The sequence below is a fragment of the Novipirellula methanifontis genome (assembly GCF_052161655.1).
Taxonomy (GTDB): domain Bacteria; phylum Planctomycetota; class Planctomycetia; order Pirellulales; family Pirellulaceae; genus Novipirellula.
Window position 1 is genome coordinate 8,227,028 of the sequence record NZ_CP197418.1, and the last position, 12,973, is coordinate 8,240,000.

Here is a 12,973-nt window from a genome sequence, read left to right on the forward strand (position 1 = left end):
TTTGGGTCATTCCTTTTCGGTTTCGGGCGGGTAGCGTTTGATCCATTCTCGCAGCGTGCCTCGGTGAATCCCCAGCATGTCGGCGGCGGCAGCTCGATTGCCCTCGGTATGCTGGAGCACGAGTCGTAACAGAGTGGGCATCGCCGCCGATTGAAACCGCTCGTTCAGATCCGTTAGTTCTTCGCTGCCTGACGATAATTCCCGGGTCGTCCACGAGGCTACCGCCGTACTCAGCGAATCCACCGGAGCATTGGCGGTGGCGTTACTGCTTTGTCGTTCGTCTGGAAAGTCGCTCAACAGTAACGGACGACCTCGCGCGATCACCGAGGCGTGTTCGACCGCGTTGCGAAGTTCGCGAACGTTACCCCACCAAGAACGCTGCTTTAAGGCATCGATCAGCGCGGGATCGGTCGCATTTTTAGGCGATGGATAGCCCAGCCGCGTTAAAAAAAACTCGATCAGCATGGGAATGTCTTCACTGCGATGTCGCAGCGGAGGCAAGCGAATCGAAACGGCGCTGAGTCGATACAGCAAGTCTTCACGAAAAGTGCCCTCTTGAACGGCCTGTTCAAGATCACGATTCGTAGCCGCGATGATGCGGACATTCGATCGGCGTGGGGCGATGTCACCCACAGCGGTAAATTCACCCTGCTCCAAAACACGCAACAACTTGGCTTGGACAGCCAGAGGAAGTTCGCCGATTTCATCAAGCAAAATCGATCCTTCGCTAGCGAGTTCGAACAATCCCGGTCGGTTGGAATCGGCTCCGGTAAAGGCACCTTTGACATGCCCAAATAACTCGCTTTCAATCACCGTTTCGCTCAACGATACCGGAGCAATTGGCAGGTACGGTTTGTCGCTACGGCGACTGTGTCGATGAATGGCTGCGGCGGCTAGCTCTTTGCCAGTACCGGTCTCGCCAGTGATCAAAACGGATAAATCACTATCGGCCACCAATGCGATCTGGCGAAATACTTGTTGCATTGCCGCCGATTTACCCACCAACAACGAAGCATCACTGGGCGGAGTTGTCTCGGGTTCGTCCGGTTGAAGCCGGCCGCCGACACGAAGAGCTTGCTCACACGCTTTCGCGGCATCTTCGAGCCGGAATGGTTTGGTTAAATAATCGCAAGCTCCGGCATGCACCGCTCCGACGGCGGTTTCGAGATCGCCAAACGCCGTCATCACGATCACGGGGGCTCCGTTCGTTGCTGCTTGTAACTTTGGTAACGCGGTGATGCCGTCTTGACCCGGCAAGCGAACATCGAGCAGGATCAAATCAAGCGGACGCGACAGAGCGATCGCCAGGGCGTCTTCGGCAGAGGAGGCGATCAGCACTTCGTGCCCGGCACTACTTAGTAAACGTTCGAACCCCCAGCAAATGGAGGGTTCATCGTCGACGACGAGTATGGTGCGTTTTGCGTTCATGAAGGAATATTGCCGGAAGTCGACCGAGGCATGGTGCTGGTGTGGATGGTCATCGTGAACTGAGTCCATCCGTCGTGGCGTTCCCATTTTACGCTGCCACCATGACGTTGTGCGGTCCGCCGAACCAGCGGCAGTCCGAGGCCGAGGCCTTCGGGTTTGCTCGTGACAAACGGTTCAAAGATTTCGTCTGCCAGATGTTCTGGGGGGCCAGGACCATTGTCGAAAATCACGATCTGGCATTCCTGTTCGTCCAGTTTTTCTACATGGACGCGGACTTCGGATCCGACTTCGATCGCATTGAGAATCAAGTTGGACGCTGCGGCAGAGTAGCTTGGACCATCGCCAATCATGACGTTATCAAGATCCTCAGCGAAGGACCACTGTAAAGGGACGTGGCGATGCTTGGCGATCGGATTGATGCTGTTTTGCAGATGTTGGATACAATCGGTCAATCGTTCGGGGCGGTCCTCGTCCTGTTTTCCTGCGGCGACTAGCGTGAGCTGACGAACGTAGTCTTCGGTTTGTTCGATCTGGTCAATCGCGACTTGAAGACTTGTATCTTTGGAACCGGAGCAACTTCGTTGATGCAGTTCGATTGCCATCCGTGCTCCCGTCAAACTGTTGCGTAGTTGGTGGGCCAGTCCCGAGGCAAGTTGATGCAAGAGTTTTTCGCCCTGAGTGCGAGTCAATTGTCGCCACATTTGCGAAAGTTGATCCGACATTCGCTGAACAGATGCACCGAGTAGTCCCAGTTCATCGATCGGATCGGTGGGAATTTCGGTATCGAAATGCCCTTCGGCAATTTGGTTCACTTGACGCTGCAGATACGACAACCGGTTGGTCAATCGATGGGTGATCCAGAACGTCACGGATGACAAGAGCAGGATAGTTGAGAAGCCGGTCGCCAACGGAAAAGCTGCCGCTCGGATTTTAGCCCGCCGCAACTCGTTGTAACTGAATAGGACGGCGATCCTGTCGACGCCATCGTTACCGGCGGCAGGACCTTGGCGAGAAAAAATACGATACAGAAAAATATCCGAACCCATTGTCACCGATTGAAATTCGCTCGGTTCGGCGGAATACGGAGGCAACGTCCAGCGGTTGTCGGTTACGACGATCGACGAATTGATTACGTTTCCTCGTTTTCCGATTGTGATCAGCTCGGTATTCGTCAGGTCCGAAAGTGACTGCGTGATCGATTGCGTCAACGGAAACGGAGCGCCGACGAGGGTGGCTTCGATCGATTGGTAACGTGTCTCGATCTGTTCACGCGACAGACGATCGCCCGAGCGATAGGAGGCCCAAGCAACTGCGACAGCCGCAATCATGGAAACCACGACCAACGGTAGCAGCAAGCGGAGTCGGAGCGAGCGGAAACGAGGGCTCACGTAGAATGTCTCTGAGGATCGAGGCGAAACGCTCAATCATACTCCGATGACATCCGATCGAAAACGCGGCGGCGGATTCTTCTCCCCATGAGGCGAAGAATCCAGCGTCGCCGGAGGATCATCCCCGCTCGACGAGCGGGGATTGGGATGCAGGAGACGAGTTAGGCTTTGACAACTCGAGTTTCCGAAACGATGCCGTGCGTGGCATTGCGAGTGTCAATTACCAATTGTGACCAATCACATAGTTGTTGGTAATCGACGTTGGCATGGGCGGTTGCAATCAGCGTCAAATCGAAACTTTTCACCGTGGCTTGGTCCCATTCGATCGACTTCGTGCCTGCCCAATGAGCATGCTCGCGACTCGGGCGAATCACGGGGATATAAGGATCGTAGAATGCGACTTCTGCACCTGCATTTTTGAGCATCTCGAGCAGGATATAACCAGGCGATTCGCGATCATCATCGACGTTTGCTTTGTACGACAATCCGACCAGCAGCACTTTGCTACCGTTGAGCGGTTTGCGAACGGAGTTCAGTGTTTCAGCGACCTTGTGAACGACGTAAGTTGGCATCGAGGTGTTGATCTCGCCCGCCAATTCGATAAAGCGAGTGGCTTGCCCATACTCGCGTGCCTTCCAGGTCAGATAGAACGGATCGATTGGAATGCAGTGGCCTCCGAGTCCTGGGCCGGGATAAAACGGCATGTAGCCAAACGGTTTGGTCTTCGCCGCTTCGATGACTTCCCAAACGTCGATTCCCATCGCTTCGTAGACGACTTTTAATTCGTTGACGAGGGCAATGTTGATACTGCGAAAAATATTCTCGAGCAGCTTGGTGGCTTCAGCTGCGCGACAGCTCGAAACCGGCACCACGCGTTGGACGGCACGTGAATAGAGTTCGATGGCTTTTTCTAAACATGCAGGAGTCAATCCACCAACGACCTTGGGAATCGTGGCCACTTTGCTGTCCGGGTTTCCGGGGTCTTCACGCTCAGGTGAAAAGGCAAGATGGAAATCTTTGCCGGCGGTCATTCCAGAGCCTTCTTCAAGGACTTTGCGTAGGTCTTCGTCGGTGGTGCCAGGATAGGTCGTCGATTCAAGGACGACCAAAGTGCCGGGTTTTAGATAAGGAGCAATCGCAGCGCCGGTTTCCAAAATGTACGAAATATCGGGTTCGCGGTTCTTATTGAGCGGACTTGGCACACAAATCACAACCGCCCGCGATTCGCTGACCAACGCAAAGTCGGTGCTCGCCTTTAACCGCCCCGCGTTGACTTGGTCGGCAATCGATTCGGCCGAAATGTGGTGGATGTACGATTTGCCTGCGTTGATCGCGTCCACTTTGGCAGTGTCGATGTCCAAGCCTAATACTTGGCATTCGTTTTTAGCGAATTGCAGTCCAAGGGGTAGACCGACGTAACCTAGGCCGACGATGGCAAGATCGTTCATAACTATTGCATTGGTGAGAGAAAAGTGAATCGTTTCAGAAGAGCATATAGTGATTAAGAGGGGGGCGAATTGCAATCAGCCATCCCGTCTGGATCGCACAAAATTAGATCGCCGATGGGAGTTAGGCACGCATTGCGTCAGCCGAGTTTATTGAGGAACCGAATTTAGGTATTGGGCGTAATCATTGTTGAATTGATTTGCCAACTTCCGCAATTGTTCTCGGTCGATGAAACCGTTGATATAGGCGATTTCTTCGGGACACGCGATTTTCAATCCTTGCCGTTTTTCGACCGCGGCGACGAAGTTGCATGCGTCCAGCAGCGAGTCCTTCGTTCCTGTATCGAGCCAAGCAAAACCACGTGAAAACAGCTCGACAGTCAGCTCACCTTTTTCCAAGTAAATACGATTGACATCCGTAATCTCCAGCTCGCCTCGTGGCGATGGCTTTAGGTTCGCAGCGATCTCGATGATCGAGTTATCGTAAAAGTACAGACCAGGGATGGCAAAATTGGATTTTGGTTTTTCAGGCTTTTCCTCGATCGAAATGACCTTGCCGTCCGAGTCGAATTCGACCACGCCATAACGCTCGGGGTCGGTAACACGGTAGCCAAACACAGTGGCCCCAACCTGTTTCTGGGCTGCCGCAGCCAATGTCTTGCGGAATCCTTGACCGTAAAAGATGTTGTCGCCGAGTACCAATGCAACACGTTCGCTGCCAATAAAGTCGGCGCCAATCACAAACGCCTGAGCGAGTCCCTCGGGGTTGGGTTGTTCCGCGTATTGCAGTTTGATACCCCACCTCTTCCCGTCGCCTAGTAGTCGCTCAAACGCGGGTAGGTCATGAGGCGTTGAGATCAGCAGGATTTCTCGAATCCCGGCTAGCATCAACGTCGAAAGCGGATAGTAAACCATCGGCTTGTCGTAGATTGGGATCAACTGTTTGCTAACCGCGAGAGTCGCAGGGTGCAAGCGAGTGCCAGAACCGCCCGCTAGGATGATACCCTTCATAGTCAATCTTTCAGTATTGTTGATTTGCGAGGTTACAGGCGATTGAGACAAGCAAGATTAGCGAAGTTGCAATCGAGTTTGCATTGCATCCTTATTCCTCGGTAACAAGAGTCCACGATTTCAACGCTTGTTCGATTGCATCACGAACAGGCGTCAAATGGATTCCCGTGGAAAGCAACTTCGAGCTATCCATCACACAATTCGAACGAGGCGTTTTCGCAGCGAGTTTCATGAATTCACTTTCGTCATTAAAGAACGCGAATTTTTTATCGGGTAACAAATGCTTGTTGATCAAAGCTGCGACTTCGCGCGTTGTGATCCGGCCTGGATTGGTGATGTTGTAGATCCCGGTGTCGACTCGCTTGGTCCATGTCTGATAACTCGCACGTACAAACTCGTTCAACTGGGAAATTGAATTCGTTGCTTCCAGCAGCGTGTCGTAACGCATCAATTTGGTCAGGTAATTTCGCGGTGTGGCTTCGTGATTGAATGGGATTCTTAGGCGCCAGATGTAGCAGTTTTCGACATCTGCTAAGATTTCCTCGCCGAGCGCTTTTGTTCCCGAATAGAAGCTGCAATTGTTGGTACGAAAAGAAAAGTTCGGAGTGTCGTCTTCGCGAAAACCACCGCCATCGTTACGTTCGCCGGTATAGATACATCCGGACGAAACATGCCCCCAGGTTAGGCCTTCGGATTCGCATGCATCACGAACAATCCCGGGCAAGACCGCATTGCCCATCAAGCAGTCGGCTTTGTGCAATTCGCACGCGTCGACGTTCGGTTTTCCAGTATATCCCGCTGCGTTGATCAGGAATTCGGGTCTGGTTTCCCGAATCAAATGAATCAAAGAATCGCGGTCGGCATAATTAACCTCACGTCGCGAGACGCCTCGATAGAGAATCCCCTGCTGATGAAATAGCTTTGCGAATTCGCCACCGATGTAACCGCTACTGCCGAGGATCAAGATCATGCTAGGTTACACTGATAGTTTTGTTGAGCAGGGACTATCCATACAAGACATGTCGGTTCGTCATCGCCAAAGCGGATTAAGAGCACACGCCAGCCCGCTGCTAATTGGTTTTGCCGATCGCAAAGATTTCAAAGCCGATTTTAGTCAGTTGTTCCCGATCCAGTATATTCCGACCGTCGTACACGAACGCTGGCTTTTGCATTGTGGCATAAATGCGATCAAAATCGAGATTTCGGAATTCATCCCATTCGGTTAGCACGGCAATAGCGTGAGCATTTTCCGCGGCATCATAGGCATTCTTAGCGATGGTCACATTTGATTCGACAAGTTCCCGATCGGTGTCCGAAATCGCTCCCGATAAATCGCTCAGTGCCGCTAATAATTCAGCAACGATAGCGTCTTTGGATACCTTGGGATCGTAGATCACCAATCTCGCTCGCTCGCGAAGCAAGTCACGGCAAACATGGATGGCAGCACTCTCACGCGTATCATTTGTGTCTTTTTTGAACGCGAATCCCCAAATTGCAATCTTTTTATCGCTGACGGTGTTAAACATCGTACGGCAGATACGTTCGGCGAAACGACGTTTTTGATAGTCGTTCATGATGACGACCTGTTCCCAATACTCTGCAACCTCGCGAAGCCCAAAATGTTCGCACAGATAGACAAGATTCAAAATGTCTTTCTGAAAACAGCTGCCTCCAAATCCAACGGATGCCTTTAAAAATTTAGGACCGATTCTCGAGTCGGTGCCAATCGCTTTGGAAACTTCGTCAATGTCGGCTTCGGTTGCTTCGCATAATGCTGAAATCGCATTGATGCTTGAAACACGTTGAGCCAAGAAAGCATTGGCAGTCAATTTGGAAAGTTCGCTACTCCATAGATTCGTCGTCAGGATCTTTTCGCGAGATACCCATTTTGCGTAAACGTCTGCTAATGCTTTGACAGCCGCCTTGGATTCGCCGCCGATTAGTACACGATCAGGATCGAGCAAGTCTTCGACTGCGGTCCCTTCGGCGAGGAATTCGGGGTTGCTTAGTACGTCAAAAGTCGCGCCGTTGCTGGACGACGAAAGGATGCGTTTGACCGCTTCGGCGGTACGTACAGGAAGTGTCGATTTTTCGACAACAATCTTATGTCCCTTCGAAACTTTGGCAATTTGGCGGGCACACTTTTCGATAAATTCAAGATTCGCGGCACGACCAGCCCCAACTCCAAAATGTTTGGTCGGCGTATTAACGGCGATAAAAATAATATCAGCTTCTGCGATTGCTTCATCGACGTTCGTGGAAAACGTGAGATTGCGGCCACGCGCTTCGCGAACCACTTCATCCAGCCCCGGTTCATAAACCGGCAATTCATCAGAGTTCCAAGCATCAATCCGTGCCTGGTTCAGGTCGACAACGTGAACCGGGATCTCAGGGCACTGTTTGGCAATCATTGCCATCGTAGGTCCACCGACATAGCCGGCGCCAATGCAACATATCTTCATTTGATTCAAGAGGCTGTGCGAGGAAATGGGTGATCGATTAATAGAAGCAGGTGAATAATTTGAACGTTAGGATGCCGCCGACCGAATGGCACTCACTGAGACGTTTGTAGTGTAACGCCGCTATGTTTGCGAACGAACGGCTAGTTACATTTATCGCCTTGTGCCAACAAACGTGTCCGATCGTGTTCCACCATTTGTTTGGCAAGCTCAGGAAGTGTGACCTGTGCTTTCCAATTTAATTGATGCAAGGCTTTGGATGGATCGCCAATCAGTCGCTGAACTTCGGACGGACGCATAAACGCTTTGTCTTGCCGAACAAAGGATCGCCAATCGAGATTGACAGCGTTAAATGCAGCTTCCAAAAAGTTTTCGACGGTGTGTTGAGTTCCAGTGGCGAGGATGAAATCGTCCGCAGCATCTTGTTGAAGCATCAACCACATGCCTTGGACATAGTCGGGGGCATATCCCCAGTCACGAACGGTATCAAGTGAACCGAGAACTAATTCGTCTTGTTGTTTCAGTGAAATCGCGGCTGCAGCACGAGTGATTTTGCGTGTGACAAACGATTCGCCACGTCGTGGTGATTCGTGGTTGTAACAAATCGCGTTGCAAGCAAACAAACCAAACGACTCGCGATAGAGTGTCACCATTTGAGTCGCGAATGCCTTGGCAACCCCATAGGGAGTGACCGGGCGCATCGCAGTCATTTCATTTTGCGGCGACTCGAGCGGACGGCCAAAGATCTCGCTGCTACTGATGTGGACAAATCGAGGGCGTTTGTCGAGGTCACGCAAAATTTCGAGCAGTTTGAGCGTCCCCATCGCTGTGAATTGGCAAGTCGTTTCGGGGATTTCGAAACTGGCACCGACGTGACTCTGGCCGGCTAAATGATAAACCTCGTCCGGCCCCGTGCGAGTTAAAATTCGCCGAATGGTCGTCGTGTCATCGAGATCCGCGTAATGCAAGAAGAGGCGATGGTTGTATATCGAAGCATCGTGAAAAAGATGATCAAGCCGAGTTCGCTGGGTTGTGCTACTTCGCCGCACGAGTCCGTGAACCGTATAACCCTTGCCGAGTAGCCATTCCGTCAAGTAAGAGCCATCTTGGCCAGTGATTCCAGTGATTAATGCCGACTTCATGCAATCAACTCCAGTTGGCAATCTTCCAGTTTGACACTGACGCCTTGCTCCATAAATCGCACGCAAACCAATAGACGGGTTTCCTGTTCACGTCGGAGGATCGTTCCTTCGTATCCCGCAAAGGAACCGCTGCGAATTCGCACGTTCTGCCCCGGTTCGAGACGACTTTCGATCGTCATTGGGACGCCGAGGTTGATTAGGTCATGAATCTGCTTTAGATCGGCAACAAATTCATCGACTTCCGTGATTTCCGCCGCTTTTTGAATACATCCGCTGCAAATTGCTTGATAGCGAGCCTCGTCACTGTCACCACAGACGAAAACATAATTGCTGAACAGTGGAACATAAGATGTCCGCATCCGCCCTGCGGGGGATCGTTTTCGCTGTGGAATCAGTGGCCCATAATGCCAAATCTCATGCTTTAGGAGATGCCGCATTAACTGCTTCTCCTGTCGCGATTTGGTGTACATCAACCACCATTGCCTAGAGTTTGCCGTGGGGTGGCTCAGCAAATCCTCGGGAAAACAGTCAGGTTCTTGAGGTAAGATCGGCATCGATGGTTTAGAAATGAGGAGTCGCAGGAAATGTGCTTTCCGCCTTCGCAATCAATCAACGTTGGCCATAACCAGGATGAGAAATAGGAGACAGACTTGCAAGATGATCCATCTGGTGGCCAGCGACAACCGCAGCTTGGAAAACGCAACCCAACTTTTCACAGCAGCAGCGGTATTTGACAGTTCTGACGAAAGAACTGATTTGACGATCCTCGACCCTAACGTGAACTTAGAACCGGAGTGTTTGAAGAATCTTCGGTTTCTTGCTCTGCATGAGTCACCACCCTCTTAGGCTTAGGCCAGAAGAATGCTCCAGGCTCAGGTTCAGAGGCTTTTTCAAGTGATTCGATTACGTGGTCAATTTGTGGGTTCAGTTCGCTAAGTTGCTCAATGAATCCAGCAATATGCGTGTAGATCTGAGGCAATTTTGCAGACGCAACTAGCTCAAGTCGCCCGATGACCAACTCGCTTCCATCCTTGGTTCGACGAGTGAACAAGGGGACACACATTGTTAGCTGATGGGCCTTTTCGGGCAAACGGACGCTGTGCCATGACGCATGGTAGCCCTCATGCAGCCACGCTAGGTTTAAATCAATCTTGATGCTCGCAAGATCGTGAGACTGAGCGAGTTCGACGATGGGCTCCCAAACGGTTTCCCATGATCCCGAACCTTGAAGGGCGTGCTTGCGATGCTGTTTTTCCGATTCGCAAATGTTGGGTGAGGTCGAAAACGAGTGGAAAAAATGAAACGCTCGCGTGACTACTAACTTCGATTCGGCGTGACCAAACGAGCGAGTCAGAATCAAAAGACCTAACGCGAGTATCACTCCAATGACGGACACCCAAGGAAGGGCATAGTGAGTGGATACATAAGCAAGCGTGGTCGTGATCACGCAAAGACCTGCTACTACCGCGAGCATCCCCAAACTACCATATTTTGCTTGTAACAAATGGTGCAGGTGGGCTCGGTCGGTAACGTAAATGCTTCGTCCAGTAAGCCATCGCCGCAAAATGGCAGCAGTGGAATCGAACAGTGGTAACGCAAGGATCGCGACCGGAGCGGAAGCCAGTACTGTGGATTCCTTGGTGTTACTCCAAATCGCCAAAACGCCAACGAAGAATCCGATCATCATGCTGCCAGCATCACCAAGGTAGATCGTGGCTGGTGGGCGATTGAAAGCCAAGAAACCGAGCAGTGATCCCGACAGTGCGAAGCACAGAACTGCGGTCAAGTTGATACCTGATCGACTACTCAAAAAGCCAAGACCGGCACACACAATGCAGCCAACCGTTGTGGCCATTCCGTCGGCGCCATCGATTAAGTTCAGGGCGTTGATTGCAATTAGCAACCACAGCATCGTGACGGGAAACGCCAAATTTCCTAATGCGATTTCAAAGCCCAAAAAGTTGATTTGGCGGATCACAGTACCGCTGCCCACAACGCTGGCGACAATTAGGCATTGAAACAGTAGCTTTTGTCGCCCACGTAGTGGCCAACGGTCGTCGATGAGCCCTACTAGCAAAACTGCGGCAGCGGCAAAAATCAGCACATACCAGCTAGGGTTAAAGTAGCCGAGCGAGTAATGATAGAAATTTCGATCAATCAGGATTGTGGCTACAAAGCCAATCAACAGAGAGGCGAATACGGCCACCCCGCCACCCAACGCAATTGGCACCTGATGAAGTTTGCGTTCGCCATCAGGTTTATCGATCATTCCAATGCGAATCGCAAGCGCTCGCACCAAAGGAACAATTAAGAGTGCGCTCACCAATGAAATCGTTAGACATGCTAGAAGCAGCCCATTCATATTGCTTGCCTGAAAAAACTAAGTTTGGGTCAAAACGTGGTATTGCAGTTCCCACGACGATTTTGTCAACGCGTCGTAAGGATTCGTGAATCACTTAGATGTAGAGGTAACGCAGAGGAAATGTACGTTAGGGCAGGACGGCGTTCAACATACAGTGTCCTAGTAATACCGCGGCGTTACTTTGGGTGGATTGTTGGCGGTCTTTCGGGGGTATTTTAAGCGAATGTCACGTAAGGGCAACCTTCGGATCTCAGTATAAAAATAAGATTGCCGATTCGAATGGCAAATCTTGTTTAAATGAGGATTTAGCACGATCCTTGGACGTTTAACCCTCGTCGTTTTAACCACTTGGGTGGTCGAAACTGGAATGATCCGGTTTCCCCATACAACCGTGAGAGTTGCTGCAATACGTGTTTTCGTAATTTTTGGTTAATCCCGCACAGCCGTCCCGGCGATAAATAGGGTTGAGCGGGTGTTCTTTCTAGCACAACCCGCACAAATTGTAGGACTAGAACACGGAATGCCTTTGCTGCCAAAGGGGGGCCAAATGGCGATTCGTTCAAAATTTTTGCCGCAATCACGAATCAGCGTCCAAAGTGGCGTCGCGGCTGGAACAATCTTGGTGAGCCGGAGCTCTTCCAGACCCAAAGCGTTCAAACGCACTAAATTAGGGGAGCGACTGATGTCAAACCGTTTGAATCATCGAACGAGAGGCATCAACCGTCTCGCTCGTACTGTACTGTTAGCTGGACTTTCACTTGTTGTGCTAGGCACGGGCGGGTGTTCGATGTTCAGTGGTGCGGCCCAGCAATTAAAAAATCACGACGGGCTCAATGATTTTATGATCGGCCATCGCAACAAGACGATGGCGGCGAAGGCGTGGCATTGCCAGAAGGTAAACTTCTGTAATCCATCAAACGCGTTCAAAGACGGATTTTATGCCGGCTATATGGATGTTTGCAACGGAGGCAATGGCTGCACGCCAGCGACTGCTCCGCCGCAGTACTGGGGATGGATGTATCAGTCCTCCAACGGCCAACTTGCTGTAAATGATTGGTTTGCAGGATTCCCAATGGGAGTCAAAGCCGCCGAGCAAGACGGAGTTGGGCACTGGAGTAATGTGCAGACATCTTACGGTGGGCCGTCTCCGGATCTAGCGGCGCCGATGCCTTCAATGGCGGAGCCTGTGTACCAAGATCACGAATACGGGAATCCAGTGCCGCTGGAAAGTCCTTTCATGGATGCGGATGAGGATGCCGAATCGAGTGGTCTGGATACCGCACCGCGAGGTGGCACAGGGCCTGTCGATCGTCTGCGAGATGAAGGTGAATCAGTTGAGAAGGACTCCGTATTCCATTTGCAAAACAATGGCGGATACAGCTTCTCGGAATCTTCCGACCAAGTGCCAGATCTCGAGCCAAAGCATAGTGCTGAAACGAGGTACTCTGACGTAGACGCGTTGGACGCAGATGAGATTGTGAACCAAGTGTTCGCTGATCAACCCGTAGTGAACCCTGCTGCGACAGCAGCGGATTCAGCTGTCTTGTCACCTGCATCAGGTGCATCACCAAGTAAGTTGCCGTTTAGCTTTCAATAAGCACGGAAAATTTCAAGTTCTGGCGACGCCAAGAAAGCGCCCCAATTACGCATAAGCATTGTCCTTAGTTAGAGAGTTCAGGGATGAACAGGAAACCTTTGCAAGCCAAAAAACGGGCGCTCCGAGTACTGCGGTCCTTTA

11 protein-coding genes (1 of these 11 only partly in view) are annotated in these 12,973 nt (G+C 51.3%); 2 read left to right on the forward strand and 9 right to left on the reverse strand.

What is annotated here, in order from left to right; translation table 11 throughout:
* Positions 1-6: 6 nt before the first annotated feature.
* The 9 genes from SH528x_RS29165 to SH528x_RS29205 form a co-directional block, all read right to left on the reverse strand.
* On the reverse strand, positions 7-1,428 hold the full coding sequence (locus SH528x_RS29165; RefSeq protein ID WP_442506956.1) for a sigma-54-dependent transcriptional regulator: 1,422 nt from the start codon (positions 1,426-1,428) through the stop codon (positions 7-9).
* On the reverse strand, positions 1,425-2,816 hold the full coding sequence (locus SH528x_RS29170; RefSeq protein WP_442506957.1) for a sensor histidine kinase: 1,392 nt from the start codon (positions 2,814-2,816) through the stop codon (positions 1,425-1,427). Before SH528x_RS29170 ends, SH528x_RS29165 begins: the two co-directional genes overlap by 4 nt.
* Before the next feature lie 161 nt (positions 2,817-2,977).
* The gene (locus SH528x_RS29175; protein WP_442506958.1) at positions 2,978-4,264 is read right to left on the reverse strand and encodes a nucleotide sugar dehydrogenase; all 1,287 of its coding nucleotides are present in this window, start codon (positions 4,262-4,264) and stop codon (positions 2,978-2,980) included.
* Between the two features lie 147 nt (positions 4,265-4,411).
* Positions 4,412-5,272 carry a glucose-1-phosphate thymidylyltransferase RfbA gene (rfbA, locus tag SH528x_RS29180; RefSeq protein ID WP_442506959.1) on the reverse strand — a complete coding sequence of 287 codons (861 nt, stop codon included), beginning with the start codon at positions 5,270-5,272 and terminating at the stop codon, positions 4,412-4,414.
* 91 nt (positions 5,273-5,363) lie between these two features.
* Complete coding sequence (locus tag SH528x_RS29185; RefSeq protein ID WP_442506960.1) at positions 5,364-6,242, reverse strand: sugar nucleotide-binding protein; 879 nt, start codon at positions 6,240-6,242, stop codon at positions 5,364-5,366.
* A gap of 100 nt (positions 6,243-6,342) precedes the next feature.
* A complete protein-coding gene (locus SH528x_RS29190) occupies positions 6,343-7,734 on the reverse strand; it encodes a UDP-glucose 6-dehydrogenase (protein WP_442506961.1) in 1,392 nt (463 codons plus the stop codon).
* A gap of 140 nt (positions 7,735-7,874) precedes the next feature.
* Positions 7,875-8,873 (reverse strand): GDP-mannose 4,6-dehydratase, encoded by a 999-nt coding sequence (locus SH528x_RS29195; protein WP_442506962.1) that lies wholly within the window; start codon positions 8,871-8,873, stop codon positions 7,875-7,877.
* On the reverse strand, positions 8,870-9,427 hold the full coding sequence (gene nusG / locus SH528x_RS29200) for a transcription termination/antitermination protein NusG (protein WP_442506963.1): 558 nt from the start codon (positions 9,425-9,427) through the stop codon (positions 8,870-8,872). The genes SH528x_RS29195 and nusG overlap by 4 nt, the downstream gene beginning before the upstream one ends.
* A gap of 218 nt (positions 9,428-9,645) precedes the next feature.
* Positions 9,646-11,196, reverse strand: a complete 1,551-nt coding sequence (locus SH528x_RS29205; protein ID WP_442506964.1) for an MraY family glycosyltransferase — start codon at positions 11,194-11,196, stop codon at positions 9,646-9,648.
* 721 nt (positions 11,197-11,917) lie between these two features.
* On the opposite strand from SH528x_RS29205, the gene SH528x_RS29210 reads away from it, so the two are divergent.
* Complete coding sequence (locus SH528x_RS29210; RefSeq protein ID WP_442506965.1) at positions 11,918-12,832, forward strand: hypothetical protein; 915 nt, start codon at positions 11,918-11,920, stop codon at positions 12,830-12,832.
* Positions 12,833-12,915: 83 nt separating this feature from the next.
* Positions 12,916-12,973, forward strand: partial view of a polysaccharide biosynthesis/export family protein gene (locus SH528x_RS29215; protein ID WP_442506966.1) — the 5' end (the start) only. It continues 1,298 nt past the right edge of the window; 58 of the gene's 1,356 nt are visible here — the first part of the coding sequence; it begins with the start codon at positions 12,916-12,918; the stop codon falls past the right edge of the window.

What these genes read in the sequence shown, in the direction of transcription:
- SH528x_RS29165 (WP_442506956.1), bottom strand. Translation starts at nt 1,428, where the DNA reads ATGAACGCAAAACGCACCATACTCGTCGTCGACGATGAACCCTCCATT.
- SH528x_RS29175 (WP_442506958.1), bottom strand. Translation starts at nt 4,264, where the DNA reads ATGAACGATCTTGCCATCGTCGGCCTAGGTTACGTCGGTCTACCCCTT.
- rfbA (WP_442506959.1), bottom strand. Translation starts at nt 5,272, where the DNA reads ATGAAGGGTATCATCCTAGCGGGCGGTTCTGGCACTCGCTTGCACCCT.
- SH528x_RS29185 (WP_442506960.1), bottom strand. Translation starts at nt 6,242, where the DNA reads ATGATCTTGATCCTCGGCAGTAGCGGTTACATCGGTGGCGAATTCGCA.
- SH528x_RS29190 (WP_442506961.1), bottom strand. Translation starts at nt 7,734, where the DNA reads ATGAAGATATGTTGCATTGGCGCCGGCTATGTCGGTGGACCTACGATG.
- SH528x_RS29195 (WP_442506962.1), bottom strand. Translation starts at nt 8,873, where the DNA reads ATGAAGTCGGCATTAATCACTGGAATCACTGGCCAAGATGGCTCTTAC.
- nusG (WP_442506963.1), bottom strand. Translation starts at nt 9,427, where the DNA reads ATGCCGATCTTACCTCAAGAACCTGACTGTTTTCCCGAGGATTTGCTG.
- SH528x_RS29210 (WP_442506965.1), top strand. Translation starts at nt 11,918, where the DNA reads ATGTCAAACCGTTTGAATCATCGAACGAGAGGCATCAACCGTCTCGCT.